Source organism: Corynebacterium spheniscorum (assembly GCF_900113445.1).
Classification (GTDB): domain Bacteria; phylum Actinomycetota; class Actinomycetes; order Mycobacteriales; family Mycobacteriaceae; genus Corynebacterium; species Corynebacterium spheniscorum.
Window position 1 is genome coordinate 14,029 of the sequence record NZ_FOPJ01000017.1, and the last position, 23,337, is coordinate 37,365.

General features: G+C 58.9%; 18 protein-coding genes and 1 tRNA gene. 13 read left to right on the plus strand and 6 right to left on the minus strand.

Annotated features, from left to right (window positions below):
• The first annotated feature begins 140 nt into the window (after positions 1-140).
• Complete coding sequence (locus tag BMZ01_RS10205) at positions 141-1,388, plus strand: aminotransferase class V-fold PLP-dependent enzyme (protein ID WP_092287065.1); 1,248 nt, start codon at positions 141-143, stop codon at positions 1,386-1,388.
• Between the two features lie 6 nt (positions 1,389-1,394).
• On the opposite strand, the gene BMZ01_RS10210 is transcribed toward BMZ01_RS10205, so the two are convergent.
• Positions 1,395-2,351 carry an NAD(P)H-quinone oxidoreductase gene (locus BMZ01_RS10210; RefSeq protein ID WP_092287067.1) on the minus strand — a complete coding sequence of 319 codons (957 nt, stop codon included), beginning with the start codon at positions 2,349-2,351 and terminating at the stop codon, positions 1,395-1,397.
• A 106-nt stretch (positions 2,352-2,457) separates the two neighbouring features.
• On the opposite strand from BMZ01_RS10210, the gene BMZ01_RS10215 reads away from it, so the two are divergent.
• Positions 2,458-2,545 (plus strand) — tRNA-Ser (locus tag BMZ01_RS10215).
• Between the two features lie 36 nt (positions 2,546-2,581).
• Here BMZ01_RS10215 and BMZ01_RS10220 read toward each other — a convergent pair.
• Positions 2,582-3,529, minus strand: a complete 948-nt coding sequence (locus BMZ01_RS10220) for a plasmid pRiA4b ORF-3 family protein (RefSeq protein ID WP_143067494.1) — start codon at positions 3,527-3,529, stop codon at positions 2,582-2,584.
• 70 nt (positions 3,530-3,599) lie between these two features.
• On the opposite strand from BMZ01_RS10220, the gene BMZ01_RS10225 reads away from it, so the two are divergent.
• The gene (locus BMZ01_RS10225; protein WP_092287071.1) at positions 3,600-3,827 is read left to right on the plus strand and encodes a hypothetical protein; all 228 of its coding nucleotides are present in this window, start codon (positions 3,600-3,602) and stop codon (positions 3,825-3,827) included.
• A 100-nt stretch (positions 3,828-3,927) separates the two neighbouring features.
• On the opposite strand, the gene BMZ01_RS11270 is transcribed toward BMZ01_RS10225, so the two are convergent.
• Positions 3,928-4,095 carry a hypothetical protein gene (locus BMZ01_RS11270; RefSeq protein ID WP_177180156.1) on the minus strand — a complete coding sequence of 56 codons (168 nt, stop codon included), beginning with the start codon at positions 4,093-4,095 and terminating at the stop codon, positions 3,928-3,930.
• A gap of 835 nt (positions 4,096-4,930) precedes the next feature.
• On the opposite strand from BMZ01_RS11270, the gene dprE1 reads away from it, so the two are divergent.
• From dprE1 to BMZ01_RS10250, 5 genes are all read left to right on the plus strand, one after another.
• Complete coding sequence (gene dprE1, locus BMZ01_RS10230) at positions 4,931-6,346, plus strand: decaprenylphosphoryl-beta-D-ribose oxidase (protein WP_092287073.1); 1,416 nt, start codon at positions 4,931-4,933, stop codon at positions 6,344-6,346.
• A gap of 50 nt (positions 6,347-6,396) precedes the next feature.
• Entirely contained in the window at positions 6,397-7,158 is a 762-nt protein-coding gene (gene dprE2, locus BMZ01_RS10235) for a decaprenylphospho-beta-D-erythro-pentofuranosid-2-ulose 2-reductase (RefSeq protein WP_092287075.1), read from the plus strand.
• A 213-nt stretch (positions 7,159-7,371) separates the two neighbouring features.
• Entirely contained in the window at positions 7,372-9,441 is a 2,070-nt protein-coding gene (locus tag BMZ01_RS10240; RefSeq protein ID WP_092287077.1) for a galactan 5-O-arabinofuranosyltransferase, read from the plus strand.
• A gap of 19 nt (positions 9,442-9,460) precedes the next feature.
• A complete protein-coding gene (locus BMZ01_RS10245; protein WP_244887608.1) occupies positions 9,461-12,979 on the plus strand; it encodes an arabinosyltransferase domain-containing protein in 3,519 nt (1,172 codons plus the stop codon).
• A gap of 156 nt (positions 12,980-13,135) precedes the next feature.
• Positions 13,136-15,061: a M13 family metallopeptidase gene (locus BMZ01_RS10250; protein WP_092287079.1), complete on the plus strand. Its 1,926-nt coding sequence runs from the start codon at positions 13,136-13,138 to the stop codon at positions 15,059-15,061.
• A 63-nt stretch (positions 15,062-15,124) separates the two neighbouring features.
• Here the strand turns inward: BMZ01_RS10250 and hrpB are convergent, their stop codons facing one another.
• Positions 15,125-17,479 carry an ATP-dependent helicase HrpB gene (gene hrpB, locus BMZ01_RS10255; RefSeq protein WP_092287081.1) on the minus strand — a complete coding sequence of 785 codons (2,355 nt, stop codon included), beginning with the start codon at positions 17,477-17,479 and terminating at the stop codon, positions 15,125-15,127.
• A 27-nt stretch (positions 17,480-17,506) separates the two neighbouring features.
• On the opposite strand from hrpB, the gene BMZ01_RS10260 reads away from it, so the two are divergent.
• The 3 genes from BMZ01_RS10260 to BMZ01_RS10270 are packed head-to-tail and all read left to right on the plus strand — an operon-like array spanning position 17,507 to position 19,323.
• A complete protein-coding gene (locus tag BMZ01_RS10260; RefSeq protein ID WP_092287083.1) occupies positions 17,507-18,214 on the plus strand; it encodes a LysE family translocator in 708 nt (235 codons plus the stop codon).
• A complete protein-coding gene (locus tag BMZ01_RS10265) occupies positions 18,211-18,507 on the plus strand; it encodes an RNA-binding S4 domain-containing protein (RefSeq protein WP_092287085.1) in 297 nt (98 codons plus the stop codon). Before BMZ01_RS10260 ends, BMZ01_RS10265 begins: the two co-directional genes overlap by 4 nt.
• Before the next feature lie 3 nt (positions 18,508-18,510).
• Complete coding sequence (locus BMZ01_RS10270; protein ID WP_092287087.1) at positions 18,511-19,323, plus strand: VOC family protein; 813 nt, start codon at positions 18,511-18,513, stop codon at positions 19,321-19,323.
• Here BMZ01_RS10270 and BMZ01_RS10275 read toward each other — a convergent pair.
• Positions 19,320-20,228, minus strand: coding sequence for an alpha/beta hydrolase (locus tag BMZ01_RS10275; RefSeq protein ID WP_092287089.1), 909 nt, complete (start codon positions 20,226-20,228; stop codon positions 19,320-19,322). The genes BMZ01_RS10270 and BMZ01_RS10275 overlap by 4 nt on opposite strands.
• Positions 20,229-20,233: 5 nt before the next feature.
• Positions 20,234-21,019, minus strand: a complete 786-nt coding sequence (locus BMZ01_RS10280) for a TSUP family transporter (protein ID WP_092287091.1) — start codon at positions 21,017-21,019, stop codon at positions 20,234-20,236.
• A gap of 126 nt (positions 21,020-21,145) precedes the next feature.
• Here BMZ01_RS10280 and BMZ01_RS10285 point away from each other — a divergent pair, with 126 nt between their 5' ends.
• Both BMZ01_RS10285 and BMZ01_RS10290 read left to right on the plus strand, forming a co-directional pair.
• A complete protein-coding gene (locus tag BMZ01_RS10285; protein WP_143067495.1) occupies positions 21,146-22,138 on the plus strand; it encodes an LppP/LprE family lipoprotein in 993 nt (330 codons plus the stop codon).
• Positions 22,135-23,256, plus strand: coding sequence for an AbrB family transcriptional regulator (locus BMZ01_RS10290; RefSeq protein WP_223845978.1), 1,122 nt, complete (start codon positions 22,135-22,137; stop codon positions 23,254-23,256). Before BMZ01_RS10285 ends, BMZ01_RS10290 begins: the two co-directional genes overlap by 4 nt.
• The last annotated feature ends 81 nt before the right edge of the window (positions 23,257-23,337 follow it).

The following is a 23,337-nucleotide window of genomic DNA, read 5'->3' on the forward strand; positions in this document are numbered from 1 at the left end:
ACGTTATTCACCCTAGCCGACGGATAGTCGATAGCTTTCTAGGCTTTCCTGCGGTTCTGGTATGAACTAACTTCTAGTGCAATGATGGCGAGATGAGGTTGGCCTTGCGTGGGGCCACAAATTGGGGCAAAGGAGTGCCGATGTATGACGTCGCCCGAGTGCGCGGGCTCTATGGTTCTTTAAGCGAAGGCTGGACCTATCTGAACGCGCATGCTCGCCCGCAGCTACCGGAAACGGTATCTGCTGCGGTGGCGCGCGGCGTGCGGCTGGCTGCCACCCTCAGCAGCCCAGAACCCCTCGCCCCCAGCGGCGGGGGACATCACTCGAGGAGCCACAACACTGGAGTTCCGGAAGCAGAGTCGCTGATTGATTCTGCTCGCCTGGGGGTAGCCGACCTGGTGGGGGCCACCGCGCAACATGTGGTGTTGGGCCCTGATGTGCGAACCTTGTATCAGCACCTGGCGGATGCGATGCGGCCACTATTGAAGAAGAATTCTTCGGTGGTGTTATCACGGCTGGATGATCCGCGGGTGATCTGGCCTTTGCAGCGCAGTGCCGCGCAGGTGCGTTGGGCGCAACCAGATTTAGGGACCGGGGAGCTACCGGCCTGGCAATTCGGGGAACTTGTGGATGGTTCTACCCGCCTGGTGGCTTTTTCTGCGGCCCAGGAAACCCTCGGCACCATTGCGCCGATGGAGGCGATTGTGGAGCAAGCTCATGCGCGTTCGCGAGCCTGGGTGCTTGCTGATGTGAGTGCTTATCTAGCGCACCGCCGGGTGGATATTGAGGAATCTGGCTGCGATATTCTGGCCATTGATTTAGCTGCCCTGGGTGGCCCGGATATGGCGGCCTTAGTGTTCCGTTCCCCACGGATGTTGCGGCGCCTTGCACCGGTAGATGAAGGCAGCACAGAAATTTTTGATATTCCAGTCTCGGCAGGTTTGGCTGCTGGGGTGGGGCCCTTGGTGGATCACTATGCCAGCTTGGGTGGCGATGAATTGCGCGGTACCCGGCGTACACGTTTGCGCACCAGCCAAGAGCAATTGGCGGAATACTATGAGCAGCTACGCCAGCACCTTTATAACTCCCTGGAGTCCCTAGCCGCAGTGCATATTTTGGGTGTGACTGGGGAGGCTGCCGGTGGGCATTCGGATGATCGCCTACCGCGAGTGACCTTTATTGTGCGCGATGTGCCTGCTGCCACGGTGCAGCAGCGGTTGATTGATAATCAGCTGGTGAGCACCCCCGCGAAGGTGACCCCACTCTTGCGGGATATGGGGGTAGAAGATGAGGAGTGTGGTGGTGCGACCACCATATCGCTATCGCCTTTTAATACCCTGGCCGATATTGATCATTTGACCAGGGTGTTGGCTTCCTTGGCGTGGTAGCGCGCCTTAAAACTCGAGGACCAATTTGCCGGTTACCTCACCGGATACGAGGTCGCGGTGTGCTTGGGCGGCTTCCGCAATGGGGTAGCTGGCATAAATGTGGTGTCGGATCTGCCCATCTTCTAAGAGCGGCCACACATGGGTAATGGTGTCACGGCAGATGGCGGCCTTATCTTCCAAGGAACGCCCCCGCAAGGTGGTGCCGGCGATAGTCAGGCGCTTGGCGAGGAGTAAACCGAGATTAATTTCGGCTTTGGTGCCGCCTTGTAGGCCAATGCCTACCTGGATGCCATCATTGGCCAGGGCCCGCATATTTCCGCGTAAATATTTTGCGCCCATAATGTCGAGGATGACATCGCAAGAATTTTTTAGCACCTCGGAGTAATCCTCTTCGCGGTAGTTGATGAGAATATCGGCGCCGAGGTTACGGCAATAATCCAATTTGTCTTGGGAACCCGCGGTGACCGCTACTTCAGCGCCGAGGGCTTTGCATAGTTGGATGGCGAAACTGCCAATACCACCGGAACCACCATGGATGAGCACGCGTTGGCCTTCGGTGACCTTGGCGAGCATCCCGAGGTTGGACCAGACGGTGCAGGCTACCTCCACTACGCTGGCAGCCTCACTTAAGCTAAAGCCCTTCGGGATGGGCATGAGTTGGCCTTCGGGGACCTCAACATATTCGCCATAGCCGCCACCGGCGAGGAGGCAGGCAACCTCGGTGCCAACTTGTTGGTTGGTATCACCGGCATCGACGATGGTGCCGGCGCATTCCAGGCCCATAATCTCTGAGGCTCCGGGTGGTGGTGGGTAGTGTCCGGCGGCTTGGAGGATATCGCCGCGGTTGACGCCAGCGGCGGCTACTTTGACCAATACCTCGCCGGATTGGAGGGTGGGTTTTTCTACGTCGGTGTAGATGAGGTCGCGGTCTTCTTTTTCGGCTTGGACAATGATTGCCTTCATGCCTGTCCAGCGTAGCTTTTATTGGGTCCTGAGGATGCGCTACTATCTGCCAACAGCCCCGTGATTCTTGGTGGAAATTTTTTTCCTGGGAATAATGCGGGTTTGTGGAGGCGTGGCAGAGCGGCCGAATGCACTGGTCTTGAAAACCAGCGATAGGAAACTATCCGCGGGTTCAAATCCCGCCGCCTCCGCCAAGAAGGCCCTTGCTCCTTTAAAGAGCAGGGGTCTTTTTAAGCACCGCGTAGGAGCCGGCGATAGATATCGAGGCGATCGACTACGGAAAGTGCATCGCTGCGGTAGGCGCCGATGCTGCTAAGGGCTTGGAGGGAATCGCGGCAGAGCTCGCGGATGGCGGGGCCAGCGAGTTTTCCGCCTTGTGGGCAGCCCCAGCCGAGAGCCGCCATGGTGGTTTCGGTGACTTCATCGCCGAGCTCATCGCCGCTAAGACAGCTAAGCCCCAAGATGGTGGACCAGAAGGCGTCGATTCTGCGCGGCTCAGTTTCCAGCGGAAGCTGGCGACAAATTTTTTCTGCCTCTGGGGTGAGGGAGACATCGCGGCTTAAATCAATGGCTTGGAGTAGAGCCACGAAGTCGAAGAGGCGGGTGCGCTCGATAATGCGCCGGATATTGGGGACGGCGTGGGAGAGCACGCGGCGGATGGTGTCTTTGCCGGTGAGTCGCGCATTAATGATGCTGGGGTTGAAGTCGGCATCATCGAAGCCTCCGGAACCGCCCACGCAGAGTGCTTGGGGGGTGCCGGCATCGCGAGGATAGCTATCGATGGTTTCGATAGTGATTCGCCAGAGACCCCAGTGGTAGAGCAATTGTTGGCCGGGTTCGCCGAGGTAATCACGGATGCGGCGGGTGCGGTCGAGTTGTTCGCTTTCGGAATTGTCTTTGCCGGGTTGGGAAAAATACCAGGGTTCGGAGTCCTCGCCTTCGCCGGCGCCGGGGAGTTCGAAGCAGGTGTCGATGACGCGGTGGAGGTCATTGAGGTGCAGGTCAGCGTTGATTCCGATGTGGCGGTGGACCTCGCGGTCGGCCTGGAGATTAGAGCTACGGAGGATAACGGTGCTGCCTTGTTGGCTTTGAACCTGGCCGCGGTGGTGCTTTTGGGCAGCCCCAAGTGAGATCACGGGTGCTAACCCGGGTTCGGTGGGTACTGCATACTGAGGCATACCTACCAGGGTAGCCAGATGTGCGGGCTCATGGCTATGCGGAAGCGAACAAGGCGCTAGCCTGAAGAGCATGTTCAATTTTTTTAAGAAGAAAGAAGAGCCCTCCCGCCATGTGGCTGCGGAGCACACGAATTTGCCCCTGGATGACTTTATGACGCGCTTGGTGGCCCAAGAGTTACCGGTATTGGATAGCGCGGATCGCAAGCGGATCTATGAGCTATTGCGCGAGTATGAGGGGCCCATTATTAGCTCGCAGGAGCAATTACCGGAAGAAGTGCGCCAGATTATGGACCTTTAAAATGCACAACACCCCTGTTGGGTACCCAACAGGGGTGTTTCTCAGTTATACGTCTGAGAGAATTACTACTTAGACACCGGTGCCTAAGAGAGATTCGTGATTACTTAGCGTAGCCACCGTGGATGGCGGAGGACAGCACGTTCTCCAGCTCAGCGAAGGCGTCTTCGGTGCGAACGTTACCGGCGATGGCACCCTTGAGGCCGAGGCCGAAGAGACCGTCGAAGTACTGAATGGCGAGGGTAACGAGATCCGTGATGAATTGCTGCATGTGTAAAAGCCTTTCTCTCTAGAGGGGCGAGGCGGCTGTGCCTCGACATGAACGAGTATTACAGATTGACAACGATAGACCAACCCGTCGGACGAAAATCTCCGTCACACCAGCCCCACAAGGCCGATTTTTTCACCCTTGAGCGACCCTTTAACATAGCTCTGAGCAGGGTTTACGAGAGAAACTAAGGAGAAGCAGATAGCCCGAAAAATTCTTTTACCCCCAGGCGTAAATGGGCTCACTTTTCACCCCGTTGAGGGGGTAGCGAGTTTGTTTAAGCGCCGAAAGTTAGGCCTCAGGCGACTAAGGCAGGGCTGGAATCAGATTGGCACTTAAATCAACTATCTGAGAAGTACCTTAGCGTAAAAGTCTCTTATCGCCAAGTCCCCACCGAGCGTTTCATGTATGTGAGATAACACACACTACGAAGCGATTAAGCCAAGCTCCAGGAAGAAACGGAAAAGTACCCAGAGAATGCTTCGGCAGGTCAGAGGCACTTTGGCGGTGCGAGGCACCGCCGGACTACTCGCGCCAAGGAAGAAAGAGCGTCGTCTGCGGTAGGCCCGCACCGAACCTCAGCCGGAGGGAATAACCGTGGGCCCTCGGGTCTCGGGGGAGGCTTAAGCCCTGGGAAACGGGCACTACCCCTGAAGCAGGGAAAACAGCAAGAACTTGCCGAGAATCACGTGGGAATCGGGCATAACCGGGCATTGGTATGGCGATTGTGGAGTAGGCTGTGACGCTGAGAGGGCTGCATAGCCAATGCCTTATATAGAGGTGTCTTGAAGCCTTCAGACTGCGCCCACAGATCACCGAAGAGACAGAAGAAACGGGAATGGAACTCCAGACCACCGAAAAGTCTTTGACCGGTTGGGGTCGTACCGCCCCCACCACCGCACATGTCCTGCCAGCTAATGACGTGGAAAGCGTCATTGAGGCGGTCAAGCGGGTTGCCGATGAAAATTCTGAGAAGCCAGCCCACCTACGCCGCGGCATTATTGCGCGCGGAATGGGGCGCTCCTATGGCGACCCAGCGCAAAACGGCGGCGGCATTGTGGTTGATATGCAGCCACTGAACCGGATTCATTCCATTGATCCAGATAGCGCCATCGTCGATGTTGATGGTGGCGTGACCCTGGATCAACTGATGAAAGCCGCACTGCCCTATGGCTTGTGGGTGCCGGTGCTGCCGGGAACCCGCCAAGTAACCATTGGTGGGGCGATTGGGCCGGATATTCACGGCAAGAACCACCACTCCGCCGGCTCCTTTGGTGACCATGTGGTGTCCATGGAACTGCTGGTTGCAGATGGTCGAGTGCTGCACCTGGAACCGGAGGGTTCCGCGGATGATCCCGAAGGTGAGCTCTTCTGGGCCACCGTGGGTGGTATGGGTTTGACCGGAATTATTCTGCGCGCGCAGATCAAGATGACGCGCACCGAAACGGCGTACTTCATTGCCGATGGTGACCTCACCGCGAACCTAGATGAGACGGTGGAATTCCACTCGGACGGTTCGGAAGCGAACTACACCTACTCTTCTGCCTGGTTTGATGCGATCTCTCCGGAACCGAAGCTGGGACGCGCCGCGATTTCGCGTGGTTCCCTGGCGACCTTAGATCAGCTGCAGGAATTGGCGCCGAAATTGGCGAAGGATCCGCTAAAGTTCAATGCCCCGCAGCTGGTGACCGTTCCGGATATTTTCCCCAGCTTCACCATGAATAAGCTCTCCATGATTGCGATTGGGGAATTGTGGTGGCTGAAGTCCGGCACCTACCGCAACCAAGTGCAGAACCTCACGCAGTTCTACCAACCCCTGGACCTGATTGGGGAATGGAACCGCGGCTATGGCAAGCGAGGATTCTTGCAATACCAATTCGTGGTGCCGCGGGAAGCAGTGGAGCCCTTCAAGCAGATCGTGCGCGATATTCAAGCATCTGGGCACTATTCGGCACTGAATGTGTTCAAGCTTTTCGGTGAAGGTAACCGTGCGCCGCTTTCCTACCCGATGCCGGGCTGGAATGTGTGCGTGGACTTCCCGATCAAGCCAGGGCTAAATAAGTTCCTCGATGAGCTGGATGATCGAGTGATGGAGTTTGGTGGTCGCCTGTATTTGGCGAAGGAATCACGTACCTCCGCAGAGAAATTCCACCAGATGTATCCCGGTATGGCCGGTTGGTTGAAGACCCGGAATGAAATTGACCCGAACGGGGTCTTTGCCTCCGATATGTCGCGTCGCTTGGAATTGCACTAGCGCGCTTGGCACCTAATCATCTGCTTCTAAGAAAGGTCTGGATTTAAAAGATGTTGAATGCAGTGGGCCAAGCCCAAAACCTGCTTCTGCTTGGCGGCACCAGCGAAATTGGTGTGGCCATTATTAAAGAATTCCTCTCCCGCGGCCCGGCGCGCGTGGTGTTGGCCGCGCGGGCGGAATCCCCACGGGTGGAAGGTGCCGTGGCGGAATTGAAGGCAGCCGGTGCTTCTGAGGTGGAGGTCCTGGACTTTGATGCCATGGATTGTGACTCGCACCCGGAGGTCATTGAGAAGGCCTATGCCAAGGGCGATATTGATGTTGCGGTGGTGGCCTTTGGTTCCCTGGGGGATCAAGAAGAGCTGTGGCAAAACCACGCTAAGGCGGTGGCTTCCGCGCAGGTGAACTACACCGGCGCGGTGTCTGTTGGTGTGCTTTTGGGCCAGCGGATGCGCGCCCAGGGCCATGGCACGATTGTGGCGTTGAGCTCGGTTGCGGGCATGCGGGTGCGGCGCTCGAACTTTGTGTATGGCGCCTCGAAGGCCGGGTTGGATGCCTTCTACCTGAACCTGGGTGAAGCATTGCGTGATTCTGGTGCGAAGGTGCTGGTGGTTCGCCCCGGACAGGTGCGTACCAAGATGAGCGCGGATGTGGATGAAGCGCCGTTGACGGTGAATAAGGAAGATGTTGCGGAAGCAACGGTGAAGGCCGTGCTTGATGGCAAGGATTCCATCTTTGTGCACCCGGCTTTCCAGGCGGTGACGGCGGTATTTAATGTGATTCCGCAGGCGATCTTCCGGAAGTTGCCCTTCTAGTTGGTGTGTTGTGGGGGTTGGCGGGTTCGTTTAGCGGTTTGGGAGGGGGCCTTGGGCAGGTGTTTTATGCCCAAGGTGTCCTCGCTAAGGCCTGGGTGGGGCCTAGTAATCCGCTGAGAAATGTGAGCGCCGGTGGCCTGCAGCAGGGAGAATGGCTAAAGCCATAGCGACCCTTCCTGTGGCTGGAGGGGCAGATGTGGAACACTTAAGGGCATGTCTCACACTGAGGTGCAGGTGCGCCCTCGGCAAACGCAGGCTCGTACGCCCACGTCCCTTGCGCGCACCCTGATAGCCATGCTCGCCGCCACCCTAGGCGGTGCGCTTTTGACCCTGGGTTGCTGGTTAATCCTCAAGCACACCCACTTTCCGGCCTTTAATACGTCGCAGGTCTCCCGCGCACTGGCCACCTTCGGCAGCGCCGCGGTGGTCGCAGTGGTCGCCCTGCTTTTGGCATGGGCGCAGCTACACCCCCAGATTCCCATGTGGCGCCGGGTCTTAACGTATGCGGCAGCATATCTATCCCCCGCAGCGCTGGTGGTTTCTTCCACCGCGATCCCCTTGGCCGCCACTCGGCTTTATCTCGATGGCGTTCAAGTGGACCAGGGTTTTCGCACCCAGTTCTTATCCCGCATGGCAACCACCTGGAAGCCAGTGGATATGGCCTACGCCGATATTCCCACCTACTACCCCGTGGGCTGGTTCTGGGGTGGCGGCAGGCTCGCGCAGCTTCTGGGTATCCCCGGCTGGGAGGTTTTCCAGCCCTGGGCTTTGGTGAGTATCGCCGCAGCAGCATGCTTATTAGTACCGGTGTGGCAGCGGCTTACGGGATCTTTGGCGCTGGGTACCGCCATTGCCCTCATTGAGATTGCGGTGGTGTTAGTGACCACCCCGGAAGAACCCTATGCCGCCATTGTTGCGCTGGGTGCACCGGCAGCTACCGTGCTGGCGGGCCGCGCGATGCGGGGTTCGCTTCATGCGATGCTGGCGGTGGCTATTTTCTTAGGCGTCTCGGCCTCTATGTACACGCTGTTTACCGGTGCGATTGCGCTGAGCGTAGTGGTGATTGCCTTTGTGGTCGCCTTCGAGCGGCCGGCTGTTCCGGTTGGTTCTGAGCATGCGGGCCGCGGGGGGCGCAGCGGTTTCCACTTCGCCCCCATCGCGCGCTTGGTGATTGTGGGGCTTAGCTCCATGCTGATCGCGGCGGTTGCCTGGGGTCCGTATTTCCTAGCGATCGTGCGCGGCGCCCCGCATTCCGGTGCCACCGCCATGCACTACCTACCCGCCGAAGGCACCGAAGTGCCGGTCCCCTTCTTAGCTGCATCCGTGATTGGGGCACTTAGTCTCATTGGGTTGATCTACCTAGTGGTGCGCATCCGCGAAGCTGATGTGCGGGCCATGGCGGTCGGGCTGATCGTGTTCTACACCTGGATCCTAGGCTCCATGCTGGTGACACTTAGCGGGCGCACCTTATTGGGATTCCGCCTGGATGTGTTGGTGGTTCTGCAGCTTAGCGTTGCCGGTGCTTTAGGTATTGGATGGTTACGCCGCGATGGCATTCAGCGCTGGTACCCGCACACCTTAAGCACCGAAATGAGCCGCAGCCTCACCCTCGCACTCACCGTGGTGTTAGCGCTCGCAGGGCTGCATTATGTGCAAGATATTCCGCGCAAGAACCAATACAGCATTGATTTGGCTTACTCCGGGACCGATGGTTTCGGGGAACGCGCGGATCGCTTCAGCGCGGATGCCGGGAAATACCATGCTGCGATTGATGAATTCATCCAATCCCATGGCCATGTACCCACTGAGACAGTGGTGCTCTGCGATGAAGCCAACTTCATGGTGTATCACCCCTACCTGGCTTTCCAGGCTTTCACCAGCCACTATGCCAACCCCTTGGGTGAGTTCGGGCAACGCAATGAGCAGCTAGAACAGTGGGCGCAGGATTCTTGGGGGCCCTTGAATACCCCAGAAAAACTCACCGCCGCCTTTGAGGATGCCCCCTGGCGCGCCCCCCAGGCGTTTGTGTTGCGCGGTAATGCCTATGACGCGAAGGCCGGGTGGAAATTCCACGTGGCGGAGGATATTTACCCCAGTGACCCGAATGTGCGTTTCCGCGGGTTGTACTTCAACCCCGCCGCTTTTATGGGGGATACTCAACCTTCGGCAGCGGAAAAACCGAAGCTGAACGATGAGGATATTTCCGCCCATGTGGTGAAGTCCGATGGGTTGTGGAATGTTGCTCAGGTAGGACCTTTCGTGGTGGTGGTCCGTGCCGAGTAAGAATCAGCCGGCCGCTAGCATGAAGCCGCCCACCACGAATCTTAAGAACCCACCTCATCCTCAGGACCGTGACCAGCGCATGAGCTCCCCCAGCACCACGTCAATGAATTCCGCGAAACTTGGCGCCATCATTAGCGGCGCCATTGGTTTCCTGCTTTTTATTGCCACCCCCTTTATGCCGGTGCAGCAAACCCAATCCTCCTTTAACTGGCCCCAAAACCAGAACCTGGAGTCGATTAATGCGCCACTGATGTCTTATGCGCCGGACCGCCTAGAGGTGGAGCTGCCGCTAGCGAGCACCCGATACCTGCGCGAGGGCGAAAACATGGTGTTGGGGACCTTGCCACCGGATTCCACCGAAGCCACCCAACGTGGCATGTTCCTGCGCACTACCGACAATGGCCTGGACATTATTTTGCGCGGCAAGGTGCCCTTCCAAATCCCGAAAGACACCATTGCCAAGGCCCCCAAAGACGCTGTCCTCTCCCTTCATCTCACTGATGAAGAAACCACTATCGCACTATCCGGAACGGATTATCGCGATAGCGAAGACGAAGATATGCGCCCACAAATCACCGGCATCTACACCGAATTAGATGACACCCCCGCCAATGCGCAGGCATTAAGCGACTTGGGGATGAAGGTGCATGTGGATATTAACTCCCGCTTTAGCTCCTCCCCGAGCATCGCGAAGTTCTTAAGCATGGGCCTGGGTGTGCTCTCGCTGATTATTTCGCTGATCTGCCTGCACCGCCTGGATATTTTAGACCGCGCGCGCCCGCGCCCCTTATTGCCAAAGAATTGGTGGCGCCCCCGCCCGCTGGATGGAATTGTGGGCGCAGTGCTGCTGTATTGGCATGTCTTCGGCGCTAATACTTCCGATGATGGCTTCTTGCTCACCATGGCCCGTGCTTCCCGCGAAGCCGGCTATATGGCGAACTACTACCGCTGGTATGGCGTACCCGAATCCCCCTTCGGCGCGCCCTACTATGACCTGCTCGCCCTCATGACCCATGTCAGCACCGCATCCATTTGGATGCGTTTACCGGCACTGATCTCTGGACTTGCTATTTGGTTCCTGCTGTCACGGGCAGCACTGCCCCGCCTCGGCGCGCTGGTGGCGCAACGCCGTACCGCGAATTGGACCGCAGCGTTTGTGTTCCTCGCCTTCTGGTTGCCCTTTAATAACGGCACCCGCCCAGAACCCATTATCGCCCTCGGTGCCCTGACCACCTGGCTGTGCTTCGAACGCGCCATTGTTAGCTCGCGGCTGCTTCCTGCCGCCATTGGCGTGATTATCGCGACCATCTCTTTGGGTGCTGGGCCTACCGGGTTGATGGCCGTAGCTGCGCTGCTGGTGGCACTTCCTGCCCTGGTGCGCATCGTTTATCTGCGGCTACCGCTTTTAGGTGCGGATCCCGCAACCGCCTCCAAGGGTGAGATTGCGCGCGCCACCTGCGCCCAAATTTTCCCCTTCCTGCCTGCTGGTACCGCCATTTTGATTGCTGTGTTCGGTGATCAAACCCTGGCCACGGTGCTGGAATCCATCCGCGTGCGCGCAGAGAAGGGTCCCGCCTTAAGTTGGTACGACGAGTGGGTTCGCTACCAATCCTTATTGCAGCTGTCCGTCGATGGTTCCATGACCCGCCGCTTCGCGGTGCTGCTACTCATGGTCAGCCTGGTGTTGGTGATTGCCGCCATGATCCGCAATGGCAAGGTACCCGGCGCTAGCCGCGGACCCAGCCACCGCCTGGTGTTCATCATCTTCGGAACCATGTTCTTCATGATGTTCACCCCCACCAAGTGGACCCACCACTTCGGTGTTTATGCCGGCATCGCTGGTGCCATCGCCGCGCTCGCCGCAGTCGCACTAGCCACCATCACGGTGCGTTCGGTACGTTCGCGGATCTTCTTTATCGGCGGCATGCTCTTCCTCTTCGCCATTGGTCTCGCCGGCATGAATGGTTGGTGGTATGTGTCCAGCTATGGGGTGCCCTGGTGGGATAAGTCCGTGCAATACCGCGGCATTGAGGCCTCCACCGTCATGCTGGGGATCACCCTCATCGTGCTGGCAATCGGTGCGGTTTACGCCTTCCGCGCTGATTTCAAAGCCACCCGTAAAGATGCCCCCAGCTTGGAAGAAACCGCTGCAGAAGAAGCTGCCGCCGCTGGTGCCCCGGTGCATTCGCATGCCTCCGATAAGCGCATGCAAGAACTCAACCAAAGTCGCCGCGCGGGCATTATTGCCCGCCGTGGGCTGACCACCAGCGGCAAGGAGAAGGTCACAGCACTAACTACTTCCCCGCTGGCGGTATCGGCTGCGTTGATTGTGGTCTTCTCCATGCTGAGCTTGGGTAAGGGCTTTATTGCGCAGTACCCGGCCTATTCCATTGGACTAGGTAATCTACGTTCCCTAGCTGGGGATTCCTGCGAGTTGGCTTCTGATGTGTTGGCGGAAACCAACTCGAATGATTCCTTCCTCACCCCGGTGAAAGGCAACCTGGCGGACTCCATTGATGATGGAGATTCGGTGAACTTCAGCGCCCAAAATATTCCGCAGAGCATTAGCGCCGAATATGAAAAGGACACCGCTCCCGGCGCGCTCGCGGACTCCGTGGGCCCCGGCGGTAGTGAAGAAGCGACCGGCCAAGCCACCGGTGTTACCGGCGGTACCCGCACTGAGGTGGGCGTTAATGGTTCCACCGCGCGGCTGCCCTTCGGGTTGGATTACACCCGCGTCCCTGTGATTGGTTCTTGGCAGGATAGTGCCGAACAATATGCGGCACGCATTACCACGCAGTGGTATCGCCTACCGGAAGAAAACTCCCCGGAGCAGCCGCTGATTGTGGTGTCGGCTGCTGGTCGGATTGAGCACCACGATATTAATGGTGTGAAACAAGAAGGCCAGAAGCTGCGCTTGGAGTACGCGCATCTCGATGCTGATGGCAATATCACCAAGCGTGGTTCCACCGAGATGCTCGAAACAGGGCCGAAGAAGGCGTGGCGTAACCTCCGCCTCCCGCTCGGCCAGCTCCCCGATACGGCTAATGTGGTGCGCATTTCCGCTGAGGATACAGATCTGACTCCAGAAGAGTGGGTGGCTTTCACCCCGCCGCGTGTCCCCACCTTAAAGCCCATTGCTCAGCTGATTGATCCGAAGAAGCCAGGGTTATTGGACTGGTCGGTGGCTTTGCAATTCCCCTGCCAGCGCACCTTCAATCACTATGCCGGTGTGGCGGAGATCCCGGAGTACCGCATCTCCCCGGATTTTGATGGCAAGTCCACTCTGACTGCCTTCCAGGATCATGCTGGTGGCGGCATTATGGGCACCGCTGAGGCTGTGAATTCTTCCTATGAGCTGCCGGCTTATCTCAACCATGATTGGCAACGCGATTGGGGTTCCATGGAGGTCTACCAGCGTCGCGTGAACTCCCAGGGCCAGCCCCCAGCTGATGCCAAGATTGATTATCAGGTGATTAAGCGGATGGGCTGGTGGAGCCCCGGTCACATGATGATCGACGACGAGAAGAAGAAATAACTCACCAGCACCAACCATCTCCAGCTAAGCCCCGCCGCCCTGCACACTCCTCCGCACAGGCCGCGGGGCTTCGCCCTACCTTGAGCAACGCACCAAGCAAATCCCCCACCACCCTCTCAGCACACAACACCCACCATTGCCCCTAAAGTGGTTCCCATGAAAGACCTCTTCCACTATGTCAATGGCGCTTGGATCGAGCAGCACGAAATCCCCGCCGACCGCAGCATCGACGGCACCTTCCATGCCCTGCGCGACCGCGCCGAAGCCGACGTCCACGAACTCCTCGAAGCAAACGACGGCCGCCCCGGCAAACTCTATGACGCCTACATGGATGTTGATGCCATCGAAGCCGCCGGCATGACACCCCTGGACGAGGACCTCGATAAACTCACCGTTCAAAATATTGAGGCCTTAGCCACCGCCCTGGGTGAACTCGACCGCCTCGGGGTTTCCGCCCCACTGGCCTTTTGGGTCACCCGCGATTCCGGCGGCGGCTCCGATATTGCGGTGCCTTATCTCGTGCAATCCGGCCTGGGTCTGCCCGATGAGGCCTACTACCGCGAAGAATCCCACGCCGAAACCCTCCAGGCCTACCGCACCCACGTCGCCGAGATGCTGGCCCTACTCGATGCCTCCCGCCTCCAGGGCCTTCGCCCCGAGGATGCCGCCGAGCGCATCGTCAACTTAGAAACCGAGATCGCCGCCGGGCACTGGGATGTGGTCCAAACCCGCGATGCAGTGAAAACCTATAACCCCACCAGCATTGAGGAACTCCCAGCCATTATCCGCCGCCTCCTTGCCGGCGCGGGCCTCGACCACGGCGCCGCCATCGCCATGATGCCTTCTTATATTGAGCATCTCGCCGGCCTGCTACGCCAAGAACGCCTCAGCGATTGGCAGCTCTGGGGCACCTGGCATATTCTCCATGCCCGCGCGAACCTCCTGCCCCCAGCTGTCGGCGCCAAGGATTTCGAATTCTATGGCACCCGCCTAGCCGGCACCCCGCAGCAACGCGATCGCTGGAAGCGCGCCGTGAGCCTCTGCGAATCCCTCATCGGCCATGAGGTCGGCGTTCTCTTCTCCCAGAAGCACTTCCCGGAATCCTCCAAGCAAGAAATGTTGGTGCTGGTCGATCACCTCATCGAGGCCTACCGCGAGCGCATCAGCAACCTTTCCTGGATGAGCGAAGCTACCCGCCAGCGCGCCCTGGAGAAGCTCGGCACCTTCAAAGCCAAGATCGGTTACCCCGATAATCCGCGCACCTATGAGGGCCTGGTGATCAAGGGCGATCTCATGCAGGATGTCCGCAATGCCTGCGCCAACCTGCATGATTATGAACTCGCCAAGATCGGCAACCCGGATGATCGCAATGAGTGGCTCATGACTGCGCAGACCGTCAACGCCTGCTATAACCCCATGGTCAATGACATCACTTTCCCCGCCGCCATCCTGCGCCCACCCTTCTATGACCCGCAGGCCGACCTTGCCGAAAACTATGGTGCCATCGGCGCAGTCATTGGCCATGAGATCGGTCACGGCTTCGATGATCAGGGCTCCCGCTATGACGGCCAAGGCAACCTCAACTCCTGGTGGGAGGATTCCGACCGCGAGGCCTTCACCAAGCTCACCGATAAACTCGCCAAGCAATTCGATGGCCTCGTCCCTACCGTCTTGAAGGAAGCCGGCATCGAATCCAAGGGCGTTAATGGCCAATTCACCCTCGGCGAAAACATCGGTGACTTAGGTGGACTCGGTATTGCCGTGATCGCTTATCGCAATCACCTCGCTGAGCAGGGCATTGATCTGGCCGACGCCCCCACCGCGCATTTCGAGGCCGAGGGCTTTCCCGGCGACGATTTCAGCGGCTTGCAGCGCCTCTTCCTCGCCTGGGCGCGCGTGTGGCGCTGCAAGGTGCGCCCGGAACTGGTCGCGCAGCTCCTCGCCATCGACCCGCACTCCCCGAATGAGTTCCGCTGCAATATCATTGCCCAAAATATCAAGGAATTCTACGAGGCATTCCCCGAGGTCACCGAGGATTCACCGATGTGGCTTGATCCCAAGGACCGCGTCGAAATCTGGTGATTTTTTAGCTTTACTCGAGACCCGCTGCCCCACGTCGCCACAGATCGCGTGCGGCAGCGCGGCTTAAGCTTTGCCGCGCCCTTTAGTTCTATGCGTAGCCTGCGCGCTCCAAGGATCTTCTGGCCACGGGTGTTTGGGATAACGCCCCCGCATCTCCGCACGCACCTGCGTATAGGGCCCAGACCAAAAACTTTTGAGATCATCTGTGATCGCCACCGGCCGCCCAGCGGGACTGAGCAGGTGAAATAGCACCGGCACCCCAAGGATCTCCGGGGAGCTGGCCAACCCAAAACATTCTTGGAGTTTCACCTGCACGATCGGTCGGCCTTCGGAATAATCAATCCGCGCACTGCGTCCACTAGGTACCGCCAGGCGTGCTGGCGCTAATTCCTCTAGGCGCGCCGCCTCTGGCCAGGGCAAAAGCCGCCGATACGCATCCAACAGCCTGATTTTCCCCGGGGCTTTCCCGCTTGCCACCTGCTCAATTTCTGGACCTAACCAGAGTTCTGGGTCCACCGCATCTGGGTCCGGCCAGGGTTGCCCACAATGCTGGTGCAGATACACCAAGCGATCCCGCAGCGCGCAGACCTCGCCCTCCGGGCTAAAAAGTGCCTGCACACCAGCGCTTTTCACTAATTCCATAAGTGCCGCCGCAGCTTTATCGGCCGGTACCGCCACATTCGTGCGGCTTAATTCAATCGCCCCGGCGCGGCGAATCTTCACCCCAGAAATTTTATTCTTCTCCACTGTGGCTTCCAGGGTTTCCTCCACCCCAATAATCTCCAGGGCTGCGGCCTCAGAAATAGCTGTGCCGCTACGGATCGTGGCCTTATACCCACTGCGATTAATCTCCCCAATCGCCAGCCACGGGCTGGGCGCCAACCCGCTTCGCCCCAGGTTCGCTCGGGTTCCGCTGGCCAGCAAATATTCATCGCTACCTGCCACTCGGCGCGCCAGGTAATCCGGGTAGGCGGTACCCACCACCACACCGGCATCCACCTTCTGGGCATCCGTCTTCCCGGCATCATCCACCATGCGGGCTAATCTCCTGGCCTCCCGCTTCGCCTGCTTACTCGGCACCACCCGGATCTCCCCCGATACGCCCTCCGCCAGAATCGCCAAAGTCTCAGCCGCCCCAGCACCTAAGTTCAACAACGCATGCGCTTGGCGCGGATCCAAAGGAATTTTCGCCAGCTCACGGCCATGCTCGGTAGCCAACCCGGCCTCATCCACCGCCCCAATGGCCCGCAGCACCGCTTCCGCATCCGCCATCGCCGCTTCCGGTGGGGCATCCATCAGCGCTAAACCTTCCCCACGTGGAGTGCCCCAACATGCAAGGTGCAGGGCAATATCGCTTAAATCCGCGCTTTTAATTTCCGGGGTGGGGTGTTCGGCAAAGTGCCGGAACTCTTCTTCCCTAAAGCACCGCCACACGCGGCCCGGGCCTTCACGTCCTGCACGCCCAGCTCTTTGAGTAGCGGTTGCCCGCGCCTCCGAAATAGTGATCAACCCACTCATCCCCCGCGCGCGATCCCGCCTGGGTACCCGCGATAGCCCGCTATCAACTACCGCCCGCACCCCCGGCACGGTCAGCGAGCTTTCCGCCACCGCGGTGGCCACCACAATGCGCTGCCCTGGCGTATCTTTTAGCGCCGCATCCTGCGCTTGTGCCCCAAGTCGCCCATGCAAAGGCAAGGCCTTATCTCCCAACCTGCGGCATACTTCTTCTACTTCGCGCACCCCAGGAACAAACACCAACACGGAATACTCCTGTACTGCCGCCGCCTCTCGCGCGCATCGCGCCACATGATCTAAAAATTTTTCATCACACCGCAGCCGCGAAGCATCCGCCGTCGGCACCCACTCCACCTCAATAGGATGCGTCTGCGCCTCCGTCTTCAGCACACAATCCGCCCCAATCAGCTTCGCCCACTCCCCCGAATCCAAGGTGGCAGACATACACACCAGCTGCAGGTCTTCTCTCAGTTGGCGTAATTCACTCAACATCGCCACCAACACATCGGTATCAATGGAGCGCTCATGCACCTCATCAATCACCACAGCCGCCACATCTGCCAGCTCCGGGTCCGCAATCAACCGATTCAACAAAATCCGGGGCGTCATAAAATGCACCGCGGAACCCTCATGGTGTTCCCCACGCACCGAAAACCCCACCTCTCGCCCCAAGCGCAGGCCGCTGAGCTCACAGAGTCGCCGCGCCGCGGCACGCACTGCCACCCGGCGCGGAGCTACCACCAGCACACGCCCTGTCGGATGCAGGTTCGCCAAGGCCGGTGGGATGAGCGTGGTTTTACCGGTACCTGGGGGTGCTTGAATCACCTGCGCCCCACTGCTGGGCAATTCCGGGAGGATGGCCTGTACCGCCAGGCCGCGACCAATGCGCTCGAGGTCGAACATAATGCGCTCAGTGTAGCGTTAGCTTTTATGTCCCTATCAACACTGATGACCCTCATCCTGGTGTGGGTCGCAGCGATCGCCTCCCCCGGCCCTGATGTGGTGCAGATCCTGCGCACGGGCCTTAAAGACCGCCGCGCCGGGGTGCTGGTGGCCATCGGCATTATGCTCGGCAATACGCTCTGGATTTCCGCATCCCTAGCTGGGCTTTCTGCCTTGATCGACGCATATCCTTCGATCCTGCGCACCCTACAACTCATTGGTGGGGCCTACCTGAGTTACCTGGGTTTCCGCGCTTTCCAGGGTGGGCTGCGGGCCTGGCGCTCCCAAAAATTTACGGTCGCAGTGCCGGGCTCTTTCCGAGATCGTGGACACAGCTCGCTAAGCGATGCTGCGGCGCTGCGGCTCGGGGTGACGACGAACCTGGCGAACCCTAAGGCGATTTTGTTCTTCGGCTCCGTGTTCGCTCAATTCGTTCGCCCCGCCGCCCATGTCAATGGCGACTATATTCCCGCCCCGATTGTGGCCATCGTGTTGATTGTGGTGGGGCTTTGTTGGTTCGTGGGGGTTGCCTTGGCGGTTAATACTATGGCCACGCACTTAGAGAAGTACTCCCCGATTATCGACATGCTCAGCGGTGTGGTGTTCCTAGCTGTTGGTGTGGTGATGCTGTACCAGGGGCTTAGTGGGCTCTTGGCTAAGCAGTCCGCGGGCTTGGCACTACACTGGCCGGCATGAATAACCCTGAATACACCGATGTCTCAGTGAGCGGAGAGATCAAGCTAGGCCAATTCATTAAATTGGCGAACCTGGTGGCCAGCGGTGGTGAGGGGAAAGAACTCATTGCCGAAGGCGAAGTGAAGGTCAATGGCCAGGTGGATACCCGCCGCGGCCGCCGGCTTCGCGAAGGCGATGTGGTGGAAGTCCACGGCCACGCAGCCCGTGTTGCCGCCCCGGATGGCGAAGATGATTATTTTGATGAAGCCACCGCTAATGATGACTTCGATCCCGAGAAGTGGAGGAATCTCTAAGCCATGCCAGCTTTCGAAGCCAACCCCGGAATGCCCTACTGGGTGGATCTCGTCAGCGAAGACCCCGCTGCCGCAGCTAATTTTTATTCCCAGCTTCTCGGGTGGGAAACCTCCGCTGACCCAGAACACGGCGGCTATATTATGGCGCGCTGCCAGGGTCTCCCGGTGGCGGGATTCATCCAAGGTGACGCAGCTAGCCCCCTCAATAACTCCTGGTACACCTATTTCCTCACCACCGATATCCAGGCGGCTTTCAAAGACATCTCTGAGCGCGATACCCATGCGCTTTGCGAACCCACAGAGATCACCACCGGCACCTTTTTCTTAGCCACCGATCCTTGTGGCGCCATTTTTGGGCTACTACAACCCCGCGGTGAAGATACCTTCATCGCCGCCGGGGAACCCGGCACCGCGGTATGGCATGAGCTGGCCTGCCCACGCAATTTCCAGGAAACCTACGAGTTTTATACCCGCTTCTTCGGCTGGGATTTCACCATCAATGAAGGCTACGCGGTAGCCGCCCCCAATGGGGAAGGTTTTTCCATCGCCGGTATTGCGCATAGCCCCGCTGAAGATACCCCGGGTAAGTGGAATACCTTTATCGGGGTACACAGCGTTGATGAAGTAGCCGAGAAAACCCCGCAGCTCGGCGGCCAGGTTCTTATGAACCCCACGGAGACTCCCTTTGGGCGGCTCTGCATTATCGCGGACCCCTATGGCGCCCAATTAGTGCTCTGCGATGTCGCCGAAGCAGTAGAAGAGGGCCGCGAATCCGACCCCCTTCATAACCTGGATCTTTCCGAGTTCGAAGATTAACGGTGCATGCTCACGTTACGTAGGAATTCGGCTATATCTCGAATCTTTTCGCGCGCCACCTCTGGGGTGGAGATGCGGTGCCGCGACACATAGTGGCGCACCTCAATCTGCTTTTCTTCTGCTAGGCCCTCCGGGGCTGCCGCAATCTCATCGAAGCTGGCCACCTGCACCAAGCTTTCTGGCCAGGTGTGCGGCTCCGGCAAGGTTTTCCCGGCGCGAATTTCTTCCGGGAGTTTCGCTAAGGACCCTAAATCCGGGAAGGTGAGCACCAGGGCGTTGGCGTGTTGGGCATTGAGCGCCGCCAAAGCCCCACCGGAGGAATAACCCCAGATGGTGATGTGTGTAGCACCCTGCGCGCGGGCATAATCAACGGCCTTTTCTACGGCCTGGCACATCTCCGCGACAGTGTGTTCCGGAGCGAGCGGGTGGTCGAGGTCAATAATGGTGGTGCCGGAAAGCTCCGCTGCGGCTGCCACTTCTGGGCGCCAACTGAACTCCAGGGCATCAGCAGCACCACGCCACCAACCACCGGAGTGCAGGCTAATGGCCCAAACCCCTGGGGTGGGCTGGGAGGGGTGGAAAATGCGAGCGGATAATTCAGGGGCCTCGGTGGAGCTCACCTCACCGAGGTACACCACCCCGGGCATGGTGTGGTCAACCGCAGAACCCAACATGAGCATCGCGGCGTGGGTGGTCCGATCAGGTAGGCGGGCAATATAAGCGTCGGCGGCACTGGGGTCACCATCACCACCGGCCCAGGGTGGGCGGAAGTCTGGGAGTGGGTAGTGGGCGTCGAGGTAGCTGCCTAATTGGGTGAGTTGTTCTTCTTTGCTTAAGGTGCGCTCGTGGCCGCCGACCTGGAAATCGGCGCGGTCTTGTTGGTCTTGGGTGTCCTCGTTTGTCATGGGTTCTACCCTAGCCCGCCCCACTGCTGGTAGCTGAGGTAGCAAACCATAACCACCACCAAGCCGAGTAAGGCCCAGCGCACGAGTTTCGCCCCGCCGCCAAGAACGGTGCGGGCACCTAATTGGGCACCGGCGATATTGGCGATGGCCAGGATGAGTGCCAGGGACCACCACACATGGCCGCCGATAATGAAGACACTTAAGGCCCCGATATTGGTGGCGGTATTGATGACTTTGGTCATGGCCGCTGAGGTTAAGAAATCTTGGGTTAAGGCAGCGGTGAGCACCATGATGAGGAACATGCCGGTACCGGGGCCGAAGATGCCATCATAAAAACCGATGAACCCTACCCCTAAGATGGCAAGCCCCAAGCGGGTGGTGGACAGGTTTGACCCGGCGGCGGGGGTGGTGCCGAAGCTGGGTTTGAGGGCCACGAAGATCCCCACTGCCAGAAGCAGGAGGATGATTAGCGGGCGCATGGTGTCTTTATTGACCATGGCGGCAACGCTGGCGCCGAGAGCGGAACAGATGCCAGCGAGTGGGGCGTAGATGAGGAGTCGGCGGGGGTTGGGACGTACCCGGCGCACCATGGTGACCGCAGCGCTGGCAGTGCCGCTTACTGCGGCAACCTTGTTGGTGGCTAGGACCGTGACTGGTGCTAGGCCGGGGAGGGTGGCCATGAGTAGGGGGATGAGGATGAGTCCGCCACCACCGATGACGGCGTCGATCCAGCCGGCTCCCAGGGCACCAAGGATGAGGGTGACCCACATGGGGAGGCTAATGGTGGCCATAGTGCGGGGGGTTGTCCTTGGGTTGGGGGTGGGTTGATTTTTGGAAATTTTAGAACTGTGGGAGCGGAAAGTCATTACTCTGGGGTGCAGTTAGGAAAAATTTTTTACCCCCTTTAGGTGTGGATCATGACTCGTGGATCTCTCATTGTTATGGCTGTGGTGTGCGCAGCTGCGTTAGTGGGCTGCCAGCCGGGTACCTCAACTCCGACAACTATTACGCCGACCAGCACGGTTACTGAGGTGGTGGAGCCGACGACGGAGGCTAGTGAGGGCGACTCGCGCCAAGAAAGTGAGCAGGCGCGGCAATGCGCGGAAGGTCGCGACGTGCACACCAGTGATGCAGCGTCGTTGCTCCGATCTCGACAGGCAGCAGTGCCGGGGCAGGAACCTTTTAGTTTTGTGATTGACCAAAATTTTTATAACCCCTGTTTGGATTTAAGCTGGGTACTTTTAAGTGGGGCGCGCGGCGATAATCGCACGGCGTATTCCTTGTTGTTATTCCGTGGGAATCAGATGATTGTGGATCTGCCGCCGGTGCTGGAGGATGCTGCGCCGCAGGTCAAGCGCGTGGCTGATAATGAATTGGAGGTGACGCGCGGGGGGAAGGCGATTCGGGTGAAAGTGGAGAACGGCGAGGTGTCGACGCAGCCGGAGGGCTGGCCGACGGTGCCGGCGTTGGATTTGGCGACCCCGCGGGGGGCAGCGCCGCGGGAGGTAGTGGCGCAGGAGCCTTTGTATCGCTTGCCCTTGGGGCCGCAACATAATTTATTCTGCGAGATTTCTGGGCAGGGCCCGGTGTATGTGGATTGTGATGCGGATTTCCCGACGACGTGGAAGATGCGCACGAATGATCCGAATCCGCCGCAGGCTGTGCGGGTGACCTATCGGGTGAAGGATGGTCCCCCGGAGATTCAGGGGTTGGCGCAGCGTCATGCCCCGGAGGCTTCGGCGGCGTTGCCGGATATGATTCCGGCTGGGGAAACCACGAATGTGCAGGGAGTTCAGGTGGATTTGGGGACTCCTGGGGAGGTGGTGATGCGCTTTGAGAAGAGTGCGGGGGCGGATCGTGATCTGCCGGCGTTGAAGATTAGTGCGGATTCTTATGAGCTAGTGCGTTGAGCGCGCTCGGAGGTAGCGCGCGGCGCTGGATTGTGGTGGTGATCGCTTCACTGATCCTGGGGATGGTGTTTAGTGAAGCGAATGTGCCGGCTGCCTGGATTTTAGCGGCGATTATTGCGGCGGCGGCGAGCGCATTAATTAGTGGTGAGGAGCTGCATGCGCATCCCTTGGTGAATCGGTTGGGGCGCGGCACGATTGGGGTGCTGGCGGGATTGCCGCTGTTGGGGGTACCGGCGGATCACCTGGCGCGCTTTTTGCCGGCCGCGATTGTGGCGACGGGGTTGACATTGACGATTGGGGTGATTGGTGGATATTTGCTTTCCCGCCATGAGCCTTCGATCCCGCCGGAGACCGGGATTTTGTCGATGCTGGCTGGGGGATCCTCGATGATGCCGGCGTTGGCGGCGGAGATTGGGGCGGATTATCGCTATGTGACCTTAAGCCAGTACTTGCGGCTTTTGGTGGTGTCGGTGTCTTTGCCGCTGGTGGCTTTGGCTTTTGGGCATGCAGCGCCCTCACCAGTGGAATCGGGGCCGTGGTTTATCTCACATGTGCAGCATTTTTGGGGCTCGTTATTGCCGCACACGGCGCAGCCCTGGTGGCTCTTGTTGCTGCTTATGGTGATTATTTTGGTGGGCGAGAAGCTGGGGCGGTTGATTCATATGCCGGCACCGATGGTGCTTGCGCCGATGGTGTTGGCGCTGGTGGTGGCCTTTTTATTGCCAGGGGATTTAAGCCTTGAGCCGCCTTATTGGTTGAAGATTATTTCCTACTTGAGCATTGGGTGGGCCTGCGGGGGCGGCTTATCTTTGCCGGCATTGAAATTTTTTACCCGCCAATTGCCGGCCACTTTGTTATTCATCGCGGCGCTGCTGGTGGGTTGTGCGGGCACGGCGTGGTTGTTGACGCTGTGGTGGCAGATCCCCTACTTCGAGGCGTATTTGGCCACCAGCCCGGGGGCCTTGGAGACGGTGTTGGCGTTGTCGAATGAAGGCGGTGCCGGGCCGGAGGTGGTGGGTACGCAGGTGGTGCGGCTCATCGCGGTGGTGGTGTTGGCCGGATTATTGCCGCAGGTGGTGCGCTTGATTTTGCGAGTGTTTCCCTTACCGGAGGAGTAGCGGGGGTGTGGGTTTGTAGTGTCGGGCGGGCGCTATTGCCGGGGCTGCGCTGTTGCCGGGGCTGCGCTGTGGGGGCGGGTG

What these genes read in the sequence shown, in the direction of transcription:
- BMZ01_RS10205 (WP_092287065.1), top strand. Translation starts at nt 141, where the DNA reads ATGTATGACGTCGCCCGAGTGCGCGGGCTCTATGGTTCTTTAAGCGAA.
- BMZ01_RS10210 (WP_092287067.1), bottom strand. Translation starts at nt 2,351, where the DNA reads ATGAAGGCAATCATTGTCCAAGCCGAAAAAGAAGACCGCGACCTCATC.
- BMZ01_RS10220 (WP_143067494.1), bottom strand. Translation starts at nt 3,529, where the DNA reads ATGCCTCAGTATGCAGTACCCACCGAACCCGGGTTAGCACCCGTGATC.
- BMZ01_RS10225 (WP_092287071.1), top strand. Translation starts at nt 3,600, where the DNA reads ATGTTCAATTTTTTTAAGAAGAAAGAAGAGCCCTCCCGCCATGTGGCT.
- BMZ01_RS11270 (WP_177180156.1), bottom strand. Translation starts at nt 4,095, where the DNA reads ATGCAGCAATTCATCACGGATCTCGTTACCCTCGCCATTCAGTACTTC.
- dprE1 (WP_092287073.1), top strand. Translation starts at nt 4,931, where the DNA reads ATGGAACTCCAGACCACCGAAAAGTCTTTGACCGGTTGGGGTCGTACC.
- dprE2 (WP_092287075.1), top strand. Translation starts at nt 6,397, where the DNA reads ATGTTGAATGCAGTGGGCCAAGCCCAAAACCTGCTTCTGCTTGGCGGC.
- BMZ01_RS10240 (WP_092287077.1), top strand. Translation starts at nt 7,372, where the DNA reads ATGTCTCACACTGAGGTGCAGGTGCGCCCTCGGCAAACGCAGGCTCGT.
- BMZ01_RS10245 (WP_244887608.1), top strand. Translation starts at nt 9,461, where the DNA reads ATGAAGCCGCCCACCACGAATCTTAAGAACCCACCTCATCCTCAGGAC.
- BMZ01_RS10250 (WP_092287079.1), top strand. Translation starts at nt 13,136, where the DNA reads ATGAAAGACCTCTTCCACTATGTCAATGGCGCTTGGATCGAGCAGCAC.
- hrpB (WP_092287081.1), bottom strand. Translation starts at nt 17,479, where the DNA reads ATGTTCGACCTCGAGCGCATTGGTCGCGGCCTGGCGGTACAGGCCATC.
- BMZ01_RS10260 (WP_092287083.1), top strand. Translation starts at nt 17,507, where the DNA reads ATGTCCCTATCAACACTGATGACCCTCATCCTGGTGTGGGTCGCAGCG.
- BMZ01_RS10265 (WP_092287085.1), top strand. Translation starts at nt 18,211, where the DNA reads ATGAATAACCCTGAATACACCGATGTCTCAGTGAGCGGAGAGATCAAG.
- BMZ01_RS10270 (WP_092287087.1), top strand. Translation starts at nt 18,511, where the DNA reads ATGCCAGCTTTCGAAGCCAACCCCGGAATGCCCTACTGGGTGGATCTC.
- BMZ01_RS10275 (WP_092287089.1), bottom strand. Translation starts at nt 20,228, where the DNA reads ATGACAAACGAGGACACCCAAGACCAACAAGACCGCGCCGATTTCCAG.
- BMZ01_RS10280 (WP_092287091.1), bottom strand. Translation starts at nt 21,019, where the DNA reads ATGGCCACCATTAGCCTCCCCATGTGGGTCACCCTCATCCTTGGTGCC.
- BMZ01_RS10285 (WP_143067495.1), top strand. Translation starts at nt 21,146, where the DNA reads ATGACTCGTGGATCTCTCATTGTTATGGCTGTGGTGTGCGCAGCTGCG.